General features: G+C 70.9%; 15 protein-coding genes. 5 read left to right on the top strand and 10 right to left on the bottom strand.

The features are described from left to right. The first annotated feature begins 33 nt into the window (after positions 1 to 33). Together ACIQU6_RS06545 and ACIQU6_RS06540 are read left to right on the top strand one after the other, a co-directional pair. The gene (locus tag ACIQU6_RS06545; protein WP_403480508.1) at positions 34 to 261 is read left to right on the top strand and encodes a Scr1 family TA system antitoxin-like transcriptional regulator; all 228 of its coding nucleotides are present in this window, start codon (positions 34 to 36) and stop codon (positions 259 to 261) included. Continuing rightward, positions 258 to 473 (top strand): DUF397 domain-containing protein, encoded by a 216-nt coding sequence (locus tag ACIQU6_RS06540; protein WP_403480499.1) that lies wholly within the window; start codon positions 258 to 260, stop codon positions 471 to 473. Before ACIQU6_RS06545 ends, ACIQU6_RS06540 begins: the two co-directional genes overlap by 4 nt. A gap of 217 nt (positions 474 to 690) precedes the next feature. Here the strand turns inward: ACIQU6_RS06540 and ACIQU6_RS06535 are convergent, their stop codons facing one another. Further along, entirely contained in the window at positions 691 to 1,992 is a 1,302-nt protein-coding gene (locus ACIQU6_RS06535) for a peptidase S8 (protein WP_403480498.1), read from the bottom strand. A 436-nt stretch (positions 1,993 to 2,428) separates the two neighbouring features. Between ACIQU6_RS06535 and ACIQU6_RS06530 the strand changes: the two genes are divergently transcribed. Continuing rightward, on the top strand, positions 2,429 to 3,256 hold the full coding sequence (locus ACIQU6_RS06530) for a TrmB family transcriptional regulator (RefSeq protein ID WP_403480497.1): 828 nt from the start codon (positions 2,429 to 2,431) through the stop codon (positions 3,254 to 3,256). 160 nt (positions 3,257 to 3,416) lie between these two features. Here the strand turns inward: ACIQU6_RS06530 and ACIQU6_RS06525 are convergent, their stop codons facing one another. From ACIQU6_RS06525 to ACIQU6_RS06515, 3 genes are all read right to left on the bottom strand, one after another. Then, positions 3,417 to 4,259 carry a YceI family protein gene (locus ACIQU6_RS06525; protein ID WP_403480496.1) on the bottom strand — a complete coding sequence of 281 codons (843 nt, stop codon included), beginning with the start codon at positions 4,257 to 4,259 and terminating at the stop codon, positions 3,417 to 3,419. A 336-nt stretch (positions 4,260 to 4,595) separates the two neighbouring features. Continuing rightward, a complete protein-coding gene (locus ACIQU6_RS06520; RefSeq protein WP_403480495.1) occupies positions 4,596 to 7,208 on the bottom strand; it encodes an MFS transporter in 2,613 nt (870 codons plus the stop codon). A 20-nt stretch (positions 7,209 to 7,228) separates the two neighbouring features. Then, on the bottom strand, positions 7,229 to 7,711 hold the full coding sequence (locus tag ACIQU6_RS06515) for a MarR family winged helix-turn-helix transcriptional regulator (protein ID WP_403480494.1): 483 nt from the start codon (positions 7,709 to 7,711) through the stop codon (positions 7,229 to 7,231). A gap of 433 nt (positions 7,712 to 8,144) precedes the next feature. On the opposite strand from ACIQU6_RS06515, the gene ACIQU6_RS06510 reads away from it, so the two are divergent. Next, positions 8,145 to 8,366 carry a hypothetical protein gene (locus ACIQU6_RS06510; protein ID WP_403480493.1) on the top strand — a complete coding sequence of 74 codons (222 nt, stop codon included), beginning with the start codon at positions 8,145 to 8,147 and terminating at the stop codon, positions 8,364 to 8,366. Positions 8,367 to 8,522: 156 nt separating this feature from the next. Here the strand turns inward: ACIQU6_RS06510 and ACIQU6_RS06505 are convergent, their stop codons facing one another. Both ACIQU6_RS06505 and ACIQU6_RS06500 read right to left on the bottom strand, forming a co-directional pair. After that, the gene (locus ACIQU6_RS06505; protein WP_403480492.1) at positions 8,523 to 8,993 is read right to left on the bottom strand and encodes a VOC family protein; all 471 of its coding nucleotides are present in this window, start codon (positions 8,991 to 8,993) and stop codon (positions 8,523 to 8,525) included. Positions 8,994 to 9,250: 257 nt separating this feature from the next. Next, positions 9,251 to 9,538 (bottom strand): hypothetical protein, encoded by a 288-nt coding sequence (locus tag ACIQU6_RS06500; protein WP_403480491.1) that lies wholly within the window; start codon positions 9,536 to 9,538, stop codon positions 9,251 to 9,253. Positions 9,539 to 10,069: 531 nt separating this feature from the next. On the opposite strand from ACIQU6_RS06500, the gene ACIQU6_RS06495 reads away from it, so the two are divergent. Next, positions 10,070 to 10,828: a GntR family transcriptional regulator gene (locus ACIQU6_RS06495; protein WP_403480490.1), complete on the top strand. Its 759-nt coding sequence runs from the start codon at positions 10,070 to 10,072 to the stop codon at positions 10,826 to 10,828. A 94-nt stretch (positions 10,829 to 10,922) separates the two neighbouring features. Here the strand turns inward: ACIQU6_RS06495 and ACIQU6_RS06490 are convergent, their stop codons facing one another. The 4 genes from ACIQU6_RS06490 to ACIQU6_RS06475 form a co-directional block, all read right to left on the bottom strand. Beyond that, positions 10,923 to 11,663: a hypothetical protein gene (locus ACIQU6_RS06490; RefSeq protein WP_403480489.1), complete on the bottom strand. Its 741-nt coding sequence runs from the start codon at positions 11,661 to 11,663 to the stop codon at positions 10,923 to 10,925. A gap of 218 nt (positions 11,664 to 11,881) precedes the next feature. After that, positions 11,882 to 12,721, bottom strand: a complete 840-nt coding sequence (locus ACIQU6_RS06485; protein WP_274914466.1) for an RNA polymerase sigma factor SigF — start codon at positions 12,719 to 12,721, stop codon at positions 11,882 to 11,884. A 190-nt stretch (positions 12,722 to 12,911) separates the two neighbouring features. Beyond that, on the bottom strand, positions 12,912 to 13,721 hold the full coding sequence (locus tag ACIQU6_RS06480) for an RNA polymerase sigma factor SigF (protein WP_066980274.1): 810 nt from the start codon (positions 13,719 to 13,721) through the stop codon (positions 12,912 to 12,914). A gap of 253 nt (positions 13,722 to 13,974) precedes the next feature. Continuing rightward, positions 13,975 to 14,268 carry a Dabb family protein gene (locus tag ACIQU6_RS06475; protein ID WP_274914464.1) on the bottom strand — a complete coding sequence of 98 codons (294 nt, stop codon included), beginning with the start codon at positions 14,266 to 14,268 and terminating at the stop codon, positions 13,975 to 13,977. Positions 14,269 to 14,294: the final 26 nt, after the last annotated feature.

Genomic DNA, 14,294 nt, shown 5'->3' with positions numbered 1-14,294 from the left:
CGTGGACACACGCCTCCGGCAGCCCCGCATGACATTCCCGCAGGTCAACCACCAAACCCACCGACCACGTGTGCCCGCCTACTGATGAAGTCGGGGGAAGGGGCAAGGGTCATCTACACGGAAGGCATCAGGGCGGCTGCGCTCATCGACGAGCCTTCGGCGGTACGGCACCTCTCGCGAGCCTACGATCTCCTCGCCGCCTCAGCCCTCCCGCGTGAGGCATCCGCCAGACTGATCCGCGAGTTGATGGAGGAATTGTGACCGCGCCCCTACACCCCTCATGGGTCAAGTCGACCTACAGCGGAAACGAGGTCGGCAGCAACTGCCTTGAATGGGCGCCCGAAGCCGCCGTAGCCGGGGCCGTCCCCGTCCGGGACTCCAAGAACCCGGACGGGCCGGTGCTGCGGGTGTCGAGCCCCGTATGGACGCGGTTCGTCGACAGCGTGCGAGAGGGGGAGTCGTCCGTTCGCTGAGGGTGTAGCACCTCAGGGCGGACGCCAACGGGCCAAGCCAAACGTGCAGTTGAGGGCACCGACTATCGGTACCGGACATGCGTGACCCCGGACCGGTCGGGACGGTCCGGGGTCACGGGTGAGGCGTCGCAGCCCGGTTCGTCGGACGGGCGCCGGGCTGCGACGGTCGGTGGGCGGTCCGGCGGCCCGGGGGCCGGTCAGACCACGGTGGGGTGGGTCACTTGGTGAAGGCCGCGGTGCCGTTCGGGGTGCCGAGGCCGGTCGGGCCGTCGTAGCCCTTGCCCGCCGTGCAGAGGTACGACGGGGAGCAGGAGCCGTTGGCGCCGCTGGTCACGTCGTTCAGTGCGGAGGCGTGGCTGTACGGGTACGAGGCCGGGGTGTCGCCCGAACCCGGGGCACCCGCCAGGGCGTAGACGCCGGCGATGAACGGGGAGGACGCGCTGGTACCGCCGTAGACGTTCCAGCCGGTGGCCTGGTAGCTGTCGTAGACCGCGAGACCGGTGGCCGGGTCGGCGACCGAGGCGACGTCCGCGACGGTCCGCTTGGCGCAGCCGGTGTCCTTCTGCCAGGCCGGCTTGGCGTCGTACTGGGAGCAGCCGGAGCCGGCGCCGTTGCCGCCCGCGCTGGAGCCCCACACCGACTCGCTCCACCCGCGGGAGCTGCTGTCCTTCTTCAGCGAGGTGCCGCCGACCGCGGTGACGTACTGCGAGGCCGCCGGGTACTCCACGCCGTAGCCGCTGTCACCGGAGCTGACGGTGATCGCCACGCCCGGGTGCTTGAAGTACTGGGTGTCGGAGGCCGCGTCCGTGGAGTCCTCGCCGCCGCCGTAGCTGTTGGAGACGTACTTGGCGCCCATGGTGACCGCGCGGTTCACCGCGGCACCCAGGTCGGGCATGTTGGCGCTGTTGGCCTCGACCAGCAGGATGTGGCAGGAGGGGCAGGCCGCGCTGACCATGTCGACGTCGAGCGAGATCTCGCCGGCCCAACCCGCGTCGGCCTTGGGGTACTTGGTGCCGCCGCTCTGGTCGACCTTCTTGAAGCAGCCGTTGGCGGTGGTGCACTCCGGCAGGCCGTACTGCTTGCGGTAGGTCGCCAGGTCCTTCTCGGCGTTGGGGTCGTCGTAGGCGTCGACGATCGCGACCGTCTGGCCCGAACCGCCCGTCTTGGGCAGCTTGTAGGCGCTCTGCAGGTCGCTGGGGCCGAAGCCGGACGGGGCCGCGTGCGGGGCCAGGGACAGGCTCTGCTTGACGTCCGTACGGGCCACCGAGTTGCACGCCATGACGCCGGGCTTGGTCGGCTGGGCGCAGAGTCGGTGGGTGGGGACGGCGGCGGTACCGGACGCGGCGGGGGACGCGGGCGGGGCGGCCGGGGCCGGTGCGGCACCCGCCGGGACGGCGGCGATCAGGCCGCCGACGACGAGGGTGGCCGCCGAGAGCAGGGCCGGGGCGCCCCGGCGCAGCAGTCCTCGGGAGCGGTCCGCTCTGTCGTTGTCCGCCGTGCTCTGTCGCAGGGAAGGCAAGGGATTGACCTCCGTGGGGGAGAGGGGGCCGGCGGCCGACGTGGTGCGACAGCCGGGTGGGGGGTGCCGGTGCGGTGCGGTGGCGCGGTGGTGCGGTCGTGCCGTGGTGCGGGTGGTGCTGGCGGCGGGTCCGTGGGGGGAGCCCGCCCCGGGAGTTGCGCACCTGGGCGTCCTGTCGCGCGCATGACATTCCGTGTCGGGTCGTCATGGTGCGGGCAGGGCGTCCAGCCCCCCGTGGGGCATGAGGGCAACTCCGGTGGTGCGTCGCGCACGTGCACTCGGTTGGTGCCACCCCGGTCAGTGGTGGCTCTCTAGGAAAGTAGTGAACACACCGTCAAAGGGACACCGGGTTACGGCAAAGCCTTCCTCTGGTCCGGCGTCAACTCCCCTGTGGGCAACGGCCCGTCACCTGGCCGGTGCGGCTACCTTGTGCCCCATGGAGTGGGAAGAGGACGCGGTCGGCAACCTCGTCGCGCTGGGGCTGGCCCGGTATGAGGCGCGGGTCTACCTCGCCCTGGTCAAGCGCGAGTCGTTCACCGCCGCCGAGGTGGCCCGCGAGGCGGACGTGCCGCGCCAGCGGGTGTACGACGTGCTGGACGCCCTCGTCCGCCGCCGGTTGGCCAACGCGCACCCGGGCCGGGTGGCGACGTACTCGGCCGTCGCGCCCGAGCTCGCCGTCACCCGGCTGATGGCGCTGCAACGCGAGTCCCTGGAGCGGCTGGAGCGCGCCTCCGGCACCCTGGCCGCCGCCCTCCAACCGCTGTGGGCGGACGGCCGCGGCCACTCCGATCCGCTCGACTACGTGGAGGTGCTGCGCGATCCCGCGGTGATCTCCGAGCGGTTCGCCGACATCCAACGGCAGGCCCGCCGCGAGCTGTTGAGCTTCTGCAAGCCGCCCTTCGTCGCCCCGGCGGAGAACGCCGAGGGCATCAAGGCGGCCCGCCGGCTGCACCGCGCCGGCGGCACCATCCGGGCCATCTACACCTCCGGCGCCCTGGAGGACGCCGGCATGCTCGCCAACGTCCGCAGCTTCGCCGCCGCCGGCGAGGAGGCCCGCTTCACCGACGACCTGCCGCTCAAACTCGTCATCGCGGACGCCGCGTTGGTGCTCTGCGACATGCCCGACCCGGTCGCCGGCGCCGGCTCCACCACCGCCCTGGTCATCGAGCACCCGGCCCTCGCGGCCTGCCTGCGGCTGGCGTTCCTGGCGGTGTGGGAGGGCGCGGCAACGGCCCCGGAGCCGCGGGAGGCGCTGCGGTCCTAGCCGAGCCGCGGCCAAAGGGCGCCCCCGACACCATGGTTGTCGCCGGGGCCGCCCTTTGGTCGGCATGTGCACGGACGCGCGTCAAGGCGTCGGAGAGGAGACCCTCAAGGCGCCGGAGCCGCCCCCGGGCGCCTGGCGGGTTCCCCCCTCACCGAACGGATCAGGCCATCGGCAGGTTCTCGCCCTGTACGGCCTGGATGTCCAGTTCGACCTTCAGGGTGGTGCCGATCGCCGCGATGCCGGCGGCCACCACCTGGTTGTAGTTCATCTTGAAGTCCTCGCGGTGCAGTTCGGCGGTGGCGCGGAACGCCGCGCGGACGCCGCCCCACGGGTCCGGGCCGGTACCGAGGTAGCTCAGGTCGAGGTCGACGGGGCGGACCACGCCGCGCAGCGACAGTTCGCCGTGCACCGTCCAGCGGTCCGGGCCGGCCGGCGTCAGGCCGTTGCTGCGGTAGCTGATCTGCGGGTACACCTCGACGTCGAGGAAGTCGTCGTTGCGCAGGTGGCCGTCGCGCATGCCGTTGCCGGTGTCGATCGACGCGGCGTTGATGACCGCCTCCACGCGGGACTGCTCGACGTCCTCGGCGATCACGATCCGGCCGCTGAACTCGGTGAACCGGCCGTGCACGCTGGAGATCCCCAGGTGCTGGGCGACCGCGGCCACCGTGGAGTGCATCGGGTCGATGGTCCAGGGACCGGGCGGCGGCAGCTCCACGCCGCCCTGGCGGGCCAGCACGATGGTGCCGACGTCCATCCGGCCGCTGGCCGTGACGATCGCGCTGGAGGCGACCGGTGCGTAGCCGACGGCGGTCACGATGACCGTGTACGGGCCGGCGGGCAGCGGCTCCGCGCTGCGCACCGCACCGTCCTCGTCGGCGCCCGCGCGCAGCACCTGCGCGCCCGTCATGTCGGTGACGGTCAGCACGGCGTGCTGTACCGCCCAGCCGTCCCGCGTGCGGACCTGCGCCCGTACGCCCGCAGCTCCCGCGCCCGTCGAAGTCATGTAGGTGCCTCTCCCGTTCAGTGCCGGTACGTGCCGCCAGGTTGCGGTCCGTACCGTTCCTGTCCGTGCCTGTGTCCGTGTGAGCTCCCCCGACTGCCGCCGGGAGCCGGGCCGTTGGCCCGGGTGCGCCACCCCGTCCGGCCCCGGTGTCTGCCGTTCCCCGGCCGGTCGGTGGTGGGGTCGGACCCCGGCGGCGGCGTGCAGGCCGTCCCCTGCCTGTGCGCAGCGCCGCCGCCGGAGTCCTGGGGTCCGGGCCGGGGCGCGTCTCCGCTCAACGCGCGCCCCGGTCCGGGGTCTTCCGCCGGGCCGTCGCTCTCGCGCGGCCCGGGCCGGGGATCAGTCCCCGGGGTGGGCGAGCTGGACGTCGTAGCCGTCCACCCCGCTGGCGTCGACGACCAGGCCGGCGGCGATCGGCGGGTAGCCGCTCGCGATGACCGTGTAGTCGCCGGCGTCCAGGTCGGTGAAGGCGTAGGCGCCGTCGTCGCCGGTGGTGGAGGTGGCCACCACGTTGCCCGCCGCGTCGATCAGGGTGACCCGGGCGTCGGCCAGCGGGGCGCGGTTGGCACCGGCCCGCACGACGCCCTGCACCCGGGCGCCGGACAGCAGCTCGATCTCGGCGCGGGTGGTGCCCTGGCCGCCGACCTCGACCGGCTGCGCGGTGGGCCGGAAGGTGGCCGCGTTGACGGCGATGGTGTAGGTGCCAGGGGCCAGTTCACCGAAGGAGAAGGAGCCCTCGGGGGAGGTCTGCCCGGTGGCCAGCACCTCGCCGCGGACGTCGGTGACCACGACCATCGCGCCGGTCACCGGCTCGCCGGTGACCGCGCTGCGCACCTGGCCGAGCAGCCCGCTGGTCCCGCTGAGCAGGATGTCGAAGCCGTGCGGCGCCTCGCCGACGACGACCGTGGACGCCTGCGGCTGGTGGCCGTCGGCCGCCGCGATCAGCACGTAGGAGCCGGCACCGGGGGCCTGGAGTGCGTACGAGCCGTTGGCCTGGGCGACCGAGCGGCCCAACTGCCGTCCGCTGAGCGAGATCAGCGTGACCGCGGAGCGGGGCACCGGGTGGCCGTCGGCGTTGCGGACGAAGCCGTGGATCGCGGGGCCGCCCGGGAGGGCGTCACCGCCGCCGGCGGACGCGAACGCCGCCAGGGGCTGGGCCGCCGGGGCGGACCTGGCCCACGAGGGGGTGTGCAGTCCGTCGTCGTCGGATATGGACGGGGCGGCACCGACCAGGGCCGGTTCGCGCTCCTCGACCGGGGCGACCGGCGCCGTCGCGGACGAGGCGAGCGGGGCCGGCGCCTGGGCGGCCGCGGGGGACTGGGTCGTGTCGCCTTCGCCATCAGAGGCGAGGGCGCGCTCCGTACCGGACTTGCTGCGCAAGGCGACCTCCTTGATGAACAGGGTGAGGATCAGGGCGAGAAGAGCGAACGGGGCGGCGTAGAGGAAGACATCGCCGACGCCGTGTCCGTACGCGTCCTCCATGATCGACCGGATCGGGGCCGGCAGCGTCGACAGGTCGGGAATGCCCTCGCTGCTGCCGCCACCGTGGCTCGCCGCCGCGGCGGCCTTGGGCCCGAGGGCCGTCAGACCGTCGGTCACGTAGTGCGTGACCCGGTTGGCGAGCGCCGCGCCGAGCGCCGAGACGCCCACCGCACCACCGAGGGTACGGAAGAACGTCACCAACGAGCTTGCGGATCCGATGTCTTGGGGCGCGACCTGGTTCTGGGTCGCCAGGACCAGGTTCTGCATCATCATGCCGACGCCCAGGCCCATCAGCGCCATGTAGATCGCCGAGTGCCAGTACGGGGTGTCCGCACGCAGCGTGCCCAGCAGGCCGAGACCGGCGGTGAGCAGCACGCCACCGCTGACGAGGAAGATCTTCCAGCGCCCGGTGCGGGTGATGATCTGGCCGGAGACCATCGACGACAGGAACAGGCCCATCACCATCGGGATGGTCATGACGCCGGACATCGTCGGGGTCTTGCCGTGCGCCAACTGGAAGTACTGCGAGAAGAAGACCGTGCCGCTGTACATCGAGACGCCGACGAACAGCGAGGCGAGGGCGGCCAGCGTGATCGTCTTGTTCCGGAACAACCGCAGCGGGATCAGCGGCTGTTCGACCCTGGTCTCCACGAACACGAAGACCAGGGCGAGCACCAGCGCGCCGCCGACCATCGCGAAGGTCTGCCAGGAGATCCAGTCGTAGTTCTTGCCGGCCAGCGTGACCCACACCAGCAGCAGGGTGACCGCGGCGGCGATGAAGAACGAGCCGGCCCAGTCGACCTTGACGCCCTCGCGCTTGACCACCGGCAGCTTCAGCGTCTTCTGGAGCACGATCAGCGCGATCACCGCGAACGGCACGCCGACGTAGAAGCACCAGCGCCAGCCGAGCCAGCTCGTGTCGGTGATGACGCCGCCGAGCAGCGGCCCGCCGACGGTCGCGACGGCGAAGGTCGCCCCCAGGTAACCGCTGTAACGCCCGCGCTCCCGCGGGGAGATCATCGCGGCCATCACGATCTGCGCCAGCGCCGACAGACCGCCCACGCCGATGCCCTGCACCACCCGGCAGGCGATCAGCATCCCGGTGTTCTGCGACAGCCCGGCGACCACCGACCCGCCGACGTAGATGATCAGCGCGATCTGGACGAGCGCCTTCTTGCTGAACAGGTCGGAGAGCTTGCCCCACAGCGGCGTGGTCGCCGTCATAGCCAGCAGCGAGGCGGTGACGACCCAGGTGTAGGCGCTCTGCCCGCCGCCCAGGTCGTGGATGATGTGCGGCAGCGCGTTGGAGACGATCGTCGACGACAGGATGGCGACGAACATGCCGAGCAGCAGCCCGGACAGCGCCTCCATTATCTGACGGTGCGTCATAGGGCCGTCATGGGAAGCGCCGTGGCCGCCCCCATGCTTGGCATGCCCGCCCCGCACACCGGCTGGTGAGGTCGTAGCCATGTGGTTCCTTTACTTCCTTTTCATCCTGCTGCGGGGGTACGGGTGGTGGAGGGGGATTCGTGGTGTGCCCGGGTGCGGCAGTCGCCGAAGCTCGTACGGAGCCTGGCGAGCAGCTCGATGAGGTGCCCGACGTCGGTGTCGGTCCAGTCGTCCAAATACCGGGCGAGCGTCTGGGTGTAGCGCTCGGAGAGCTCCGCCAGGAGCTCCCTGCCCTTCGGGGTCAGTCGCAGCAGCCGTGACCGCTTGTCCGCCGGATCGGGCTTCCGCTCGATCCAGCCGCGCTCAGCGACGTGCGCGACGTGCCGGCTGGTCACCGACATGTCGATCGCGAGCAGCTCGGCCAACTGGCTCATCCGCATCTCGCCGTGCCGGTCGAGGAGCGTGAGCACCCCGGCCGACGCCGGCGGGCAGTCCTGGGGCAGGATCCGCCCCATTTCCCGCTTGACGGCCCCGACGGCGCTGAGTTGCCGGGCCAGCTCCTCGTACTGACTGTGAGCGGCCACCGGCTCCTCCACGCCTCTTCTCACCTGCGCAACCTTCGCGGTGTTTTGTTGCTTGGGGCAACCATAGGCAAAGTTGGTTGCTGAAGGCAAACGATTTTGGGCCCGCCAGGGCATAGGAAACGCAAAGTCTGAGCCGCCTGTGAGTCAATAAAATCGTCTTGCGATGTAAAGGTGCTGGTCAATGCGGTAGGCGACCGTCTGTCACCATTCCTGCACCCTTTGCGCCACCCTGCCCCTCGGCGCCCGCCCCCGCCCTCACGCCACGTACGCCCCACCCGTACGCCCCGTAAGCGCCGCAACTCCACCCCGTGATCGGCGACTCAGCGCTCCGTGAGCGCGGCCGCCGCCCCTTTTCCCGGCGCCCGCGCACGCGCGCGCAGGATACGCGCCCCAGAGGTGCTCCCCGGGCCGGGGTTCGCTAGGGTCCTTCCCCATGGCGACCAACCCGCAGCACCCTGCCGACGGCAACTACGACCCGGCGGGCAGCACGCAGATGTTCCAGGCCTTCGTCAACGAGGGCGGCACCCCGCAGCCGGGCGCCCGTCGCGCCCCGGCTCCCCAGCAGGCGGCCGGCGGCCCGCGCGTCGGCCTGATCGTCGGCGTGGTCGTCGCCCTCGTGGTGGTGGCCGTCGCGGCCTGGCTCGCCCTGGGCTGACGGCCCGCGAAGGCCAGGGCGTCGACCACCGCTCGACGCCCGCCCCGCCCAACGCGCCATTCCCGCCGCCGAGTCCGACGCGCACCGGCTTCCCACACCCCTCGACGGCGGGCCTCTCACCCTCCGGAACTCACCCCCGAGGTTCACCCTCGGAGCTCACCCCTCCGCGGCCGCCTCCATCGCCGCGATGTCCAACTTCCGCATCCCCAGCACCGCCTGCATCACGCGCGTCGCGCGGTCCCGGTCGGAGTCGTTGAGGATGTCGGCCATCCCCTCCGGCGTGATCTGCCAGGACAGCCCGAACCTGTCCTTGAGCCAGCCGCAGGGCCCCTCCTCGCCGCCCTCGGAGAGCCGGCCCCAGTAGTAGTCGATCTCCTCCTGGTCGGCACAGCTCACGGCGAACGAGACCGCCTCGTCGAAGACGAACTGCGGCCCCCCGTTGATCGCGGTGAACTCCCGCCCGTCCAGCGCGAATTCCACCGTCAACACGGTGCCGGCCGGCCGCGGCCCGGCCTCCGTGTAGTGCGTGACGCTCCTGACCTCCGAGTTCGGAAACACCGAGCAGTAGAACTCGGCGGCCTCCAGCCCCTGGGTGTCGAACCAGAGGCTGGGTGTGATCTGCGGCATGACGCACTCCTGATGACGGGTCCGGACCCCCGGACGACGACCGATCGACAACCCCGAAGGGCCGCCCTCTCTATCGACCGCCACACCCCGGGGGACCCGTCGCCATTCGGGTGGGATTCCCGCAGCCGGATCCGCCCAACTCCGCCGCGAACCGAGCGGCACCAACTCCTCGCTGCGTCAGTACACCCAACACGCCGCCGAGTTGTCCTATGTGGTCGACGGAGCACCGTCTCCATCAACGACATCGAGGTCTTCCGTCAGCAGATGCAAGCGGGCCCCCGACTCTCCGACACCCGGTGTACTTTGGCCAGTTGGTCGTTCAACTCGACTGCCAGTAGATGGATCTCGCCAGGCGTCCACGCCCGGTCGGTGAGAATGCGGCGGGACTCTTCCATGAGTTCGGCCGCCGAGGTCATCTGCTCCGCCTCGATCCTGTCGGCGAGGCGGGAAACGTATCCGGTCCCGTTACCGTCGAGGAGATAGCACGGCTTCCCGTCCGGGCTGGTCCAGGGCAGTAGCCGCGCACCGTCCATGGGGTTCATCATGCCGCCGCCTCCACCCCGTGGAGCCAGGACGGCCCTACGTCGATTCCGCGCGCTGCCAGCCACAGCGTCCGTCGTCGCCCTTGCCGCAAGCGGCGCTCGCGCCGTTCCCACGACGTAAGAGCGTACGGGAAGTGCACCAAAGGGGTGTCCTCGCCTCGCAGTACGGGCCTGGGCGCGAACGTGATGGACGCGGTCGGGGCGGATTCCCGCCGTGCCGTAGTGCAGGTGGTGGTCGCACGGTGGCGACCCCGGGCGGGCAGTAACTGGCACAGCAGCAGTTTGAAGATCGTTCCAACGATGCGAAGCAAGTGTTCAACCTCCGTGCGGTTGAAGGCCACGCTCCCGGAAGTCGGGTCGTCGCGGGGCCTTGTGCGCTGGCGAATGGTTCTGGTTCGGCGCCTCAGCTCAGTGGCGATGCTGTCCGCAACAAAGTGAATCGCAGCATCTCTAGAGACGTCGTCGAGGGCGTGATCGCCCGCTACGTGGGCGAACAAGCGGACTAGGGTGTCTAGAGATCAGAGAGGAGGGCGTATGGCCGCCAAGGGCAACGGTCGTCAGCCGAAGTACCAGCGCATCGCCGAAGCGCTGAAGCAAGCGATCAAGGCTGGCGAGTACGGCCCCGGTGATCGACTCCCCGGCGAGAACGACCTCATGGCCACGTATGAGGTCGCGCGGATGACCGCACGCCAGGCGTTGGGCGTCCTGCAGAACGAGGGTGTCGCGGAGGCGCGCAAGGGCGCGGGTGTCTTCGTCCGCGCCTTCGAGCCGCTGCGGCGGCGGGGTGTCCAGCGGCTGGCGCAGGAGCAGTGGGGAGAGGGGCGGTCCATCTGGGCGGCTGACATCGGCGATCGGGAGCTGATCGTCGATCAGGTTGCCGTGACCGAGGCGTTGGCGCCCGCGGCCGTCGCGGGCGTGCTCGGCTTGGGCCCGGACGAGCCGGCGTGCGTGCGCAGTCGTCGCTTTGTCCTCGAAGGCAAGCCGGTGCTGTTGGCCACCAGCTTCCTCCCCGCTGACGTGGTGAGCGGATCGGTGATCGCCCAAGAGGACACCGGTCCCGGTGGTATCTATGCGCGCTTGGCCGAACTGGGCTGCAAGCCCGTGCACTTCAGGGAAGAGATCCGTTCCCGGATGCCGTCCTCGGAGGAGGCGGAACGGTTGAGCCTCGGTGCAGGCACGCCCGTCATCGTCATTGTCCGCACCGCCTTTGCTGACGGCGGCCGCCCCGTGGAGGTCAACGAGATGATCCTGGACTCGGCCGCGTACGTGCTGGAGTACGACGTGGAGGCGTAGGGGAGCGGCACCCCCGGGAGGGCGTTCGCATGCTGAGCGGTGACGTCGCGAATTGGCTGGAATGTGACGGTGGATGGCAGTAACTAGCTTTCCGCTACTTCCACTTGAACGTCACGTCCTTGGTGTTCAGGTGCATGCCCAGGGGGACCCGCCAGGCGTCCACGCAGAGTCGCCAGGTGCCGGTTGTGGGGTGGTCGGGGGCGAGCGGGAGGGGGAGGCGGCGGGTGGAGCGGAGGGTTGCCCAGTCGATGCCGAGGGGGCCGATGACGTGGCTGCCGAAGGTGACGGTGCCGGTGGTGACCGGTACGGGGCCGGTGTTGAGGAAGTCGATGGTGATCCGTTGGCACCAGCGGACGTCGGTGTCGGCGAGCACGGGCTTGCCCACCACCAGGCCGGCGGGGGCGTCCGGGCCGGCCGGGACGGTGGGGGAGGGCGGCGTCGGAGACGGTGAGCCGGGCGGGGTGCTGGGTGAACCGGCGGGCGGGGGAGCCGAGTTGGAGCCCCGGCCCGGGGTGGGGCTCGCGGGCGGGGAGGCCGGCGGGTCGGCCGGGCTCGGCGGTGGGGCGCTGCTCGTCGCGTCGGGGGAGGGGGCGTCGCCACCCGGGCCGGTAGTGGGGCGGGGGTGTGCGGTGCCGCCGTTGTCGCCGTCCAGGGGTGTCAGTTGGACCCGGCCCGGTGGGGCCGCGGGGCGCGTCGGTGCGACGCCGTCCGAGGGGCCGGCCGCGCCTACCGCGGCATAGCCGGAGCCGGCCGCGCTGCCGCAACCGGTGAGGAGGACGCCCAGGCAGCACACGGCGGCCGAGGCGGAGGCAACAGTCGTGGTCCGTCGCGTCATGGGGTACCTCCCAGCGAGGGCTGGGGGTCAGTGTTCCTGACGCGGCGTCAAGTGTGAAGGTGTGAGCGTGGGTCGGCGCGCGAGAGGGTGTCGGGGGTCACGGCGCGCGGCCGATCGTGCGGAGCCGGACCGGCGTCGTTGCGCGGTGCGGTCTCCCCTTGCTGTCCGCCGAGCGACCCGGAGCGGCTGTCGCCGGCTGCCCCTCGGCGGACCGTTCCTCAGTCCGAGATGAGTCCCTCGCGCAGCTGCGACAGCGTGCGGGTGAGCAGCCGGGAGACGTGCATCTGGGAGATGCCGACCTCCTCGCCGATCTGGGACTGCGTCATGTTGGCGAAGAACCGGAGCATGATGATCTGGCGTTCCCTGGGCGGGAGTTTGGCCAGCAGCGGCTTGAGGGACTCGCGGTACTCGACGCCCTCCAGTGCGCTGTCCTCGTAGCCGAGGCGGTCCGCGAGGGAGCCCTCGCCGCCGTCGTCCTCGGGGGAGGGGGAGTCGAGCGAGGAGGCGGTGTAGGCGTTGCCGACCGCCAGGCCGTCGACGACGTCCTCCTCCGACACCCCCAGGCACAGGGCGAGTTCGGGCACCGTCGGCGACCGGTCCAGCTTCTGGGAGAGCTCGTCGCTGGCCTTGGTGAGGGCCAGGCGGAGCTCCTGGAGCCGGCGCGGGACGCGGACGGACCAGGACGTGTCGCGGAAGAAGCGCTTGATCTCGCCGACCACGGTCGGCATCGCGAACGTCGGGAATTCCACCCCGCGTTCGCAGTCGAAACGGTCGATGGCCTTGATCAGGCCGATGGTGCCGACCTGGACGATGTCCTCCATGGGCTCGTTGCGGCTGCGGAAGCGGGCCGCGGCGTAGCGCACGAGCGGGAGGTTGAGTTCGATGAGTGTGTCGCGCACGTACGCGCGCTCCGTGGAGTCCTTGTCGAGCGTGGCGAGCCGCAGGAACAGGGACCGGGAGAGCGAGCGGGTGTTGATGGCGTCGACGTCGTCATGCACGTGTGGTGCTGGCGCGGGAATCGCGGGAAGCACCTTCGAGCTGCCCAGTTCTACGGACATGCCACCCCCTTGAGGTCGCGGACGGGTCGCTGCGGCGCCCCCGGCCCAGGGTGGACCGAGGAGTCGTACCTCCACCTGAATACCGGAGGCAGCACCACGGCAAACGCGGTTCCTGCAGAATGTCACATGTCGGCAACGCGCTGTAGCGTCTTGTCGACATATCCGTGCAGGAACAGGTCGCCCGTGCTGGTTAGGCGTCGATCCTGTTTGCGGATCGCAGCCGGGCGAAGCTCCGCGACAGTAGCCGGGACACGTGCATCTGCGAAACCCCGAGCTCCGCGCTGATCTGTGACTGCGTCAGATTGCTGTAGTAACGGAGCAAGAGGATGCGCTGCTCGCGCTCGGGGAGTTGGACGAGGAGGTGTCGGACGAGGTCCCGGTGTTCCACGCCGGCGAGTTCGGGGTCCTCGTAGCCGAGGCGGTCCAGCAGGCCGGGCAGCCCGTCGCCCTCCTGGGCGGCCTCCAGGGACGTGGCGTGGTACGAGCGGCCGGCCTCCAGGCAGGCCAGCACCTCGTCCTCGCCGATCTTGAGGCGTTCGGCGATCTCCGCGGTGGTGGGGGAGCGGCCGTGCAGCACCGTGAGGTCCTCGGTGGCGCCGTTGACCTGCACCCACAGCTCGTGGAGGCGGCGCGGGACGTGCACGGTGCGGACGTTGTCGCGGAAGTACCGCTTGATCTCGCCGACGACGGTCGGCATCGCGAAGGTGGGGAACTGCACGCCGCGGTCCGGGTCGAAGCGGTCGATGGCGTTGATCAGGCCGATGGTGCCGACCTGGATCACGTCCTCCATGGGCTCGTTGCGGCTGCGGAAGCGGGCCGCGGCGTAGCGGACCAGGGGGAGGTTGGCCTCGATCAGTGCGGCACGGACGCGGGAGTGCTCGGGGGTGCCGGGTTCCAGGCCCGCCAGCTCGGCGAAGAGCACCTGTGTCAGCGCCCGGGTGTCCGCGCTACGGCTCTCGCGGGCCGGAGCCTTGGGCGCAGTACGGGCCGTCACGGTCACGCCACCCTTCACGGTGCAGGTATCACTGCATGTATCGCGTATCGCATGTATCCGGCAAAAGCGGTCATAGCATCACAAGACATGTGCACTGTGTGCAAGCACCCCATAACGCCGTGTTGAAGAGAGAGTTGGCGGCGTACGGGGGTCGTGCGGGGCGGGGTGCGGAGGGGGGTCCGGGGGGCATGGCAAAGCCCCCCGCCGCGGGGCGAGGGGCCGGGCGCGGGCGGCGGTGGAGGGCCGCCGCGGGCGCGGTTCAGAACGCGTAGTCGGCGATCACCCAGGTGGCGAATTCGCGCCACTGGGCGGCGGCCGCCTGGTGGGCCGGGTGCTCCAGGTAGCGCTTGAGGTCGTCGGCGTTGGCGACGGCCGAGTTGACCGCGAAGTCGTGGGCGATCGGGCGGTCGGAGATGTTCCAGCCGCACTCCCAGAACGTCAGCTCGGGGATCTCCTTGCCCAGCTCGGCGAAGGCGCGTGCGCCGGCCAGGACCCGTTCGTCGTCGCGCGTGACGCCCTCGTTGAGCTTGAACAGGACCAGGTGGCGGATCACGACGGCCTCCGTGCGGCGGGACGGTG

The organism is Streptomyces sp. NPDC090442 (assembly GCF_044769405.1).
Lineage (GTDB): Bacteria > Actinomycetota > Actinomycetes > Streptomycetales > Streptomycetaceae > Streptomyces.
This window is presented reverse-complemented; position numbering and strand designations above follow the sequence as displayed.

What these genes read in the sequence shown, in the direction of transcription:
- ACIQU6_RS06530 (WP_403480497.1), top strand. Translation starts at nt 2,429, where the DNA reads ATGGAGTGGGAAGAGGACGCGGTCGGCAACCTCGTCGCGCTGGGGCTG.
- ACIQU6_RS06525 (WP_403480496.1), bottom strand. Translation starts at nt 4,259, where the DNA reads ATGACTTCGACGGGCGCGGGAGCTGCGGGCGTACGGGCGCAGGTCCGC.
- ACIQU6_RS06520 (WP_403480495.1), bottom strand. Translation starts at nt 7,208, where the DNA reads ATGGCTACGACCTCACCAGCCGGTGTGCGGGGCGGGCATGCCAAGCAT.
- ACIQU6_RS06510 (WP_403480493.1), top strand. Translation starts at nt 8,145, where the DNA reads ATGGCGACCAACCCGCAGCACCCTGCCGACGGCAACTACGACCCGGCG.
- ACIQU6_RS06505 (WP_403480492.1), bottom strand. Translation starts at nt 8,993, where the DNA reads ATGCCGCAGATCACACCCAGCCTCTGGTTCGACACCCAGGGGCTGGAG.
- ACIQU6_RS06500 (WP_403480491.1), bottom strand. Translation starts at nt 9,538, where the DNA reads ATGATGAACCCCATGGACGGTGCGCGGCTACTGCCCTGGACCAGCCCG.
- ACIQU6_RS06495 (WP_403480490.1), top strand. Translation starts at nt 10,070, where the DNA reads ATGGCCGCCAAGGGCAACGGTCGTCAGCCGAAGTACCAGCGCATCGCC.
- ACIQU6_RS06490 (WP_403480489.1), bottom strand. Translation starts at nt 11,663, where the DNA reads ATGACGCGACGGACCACGACTGTTGCCTCCGCCTCGGCCGCCGTGTGC.
- ACIQU6_RS06485 (WP_274914466.1), bottom strand. Translation starts at nt 12,721, where the DNA reads ATGTCCGTAGAACTGGGCAGCTCGAAGGTGCTTCCCGCGATTCCCGCG.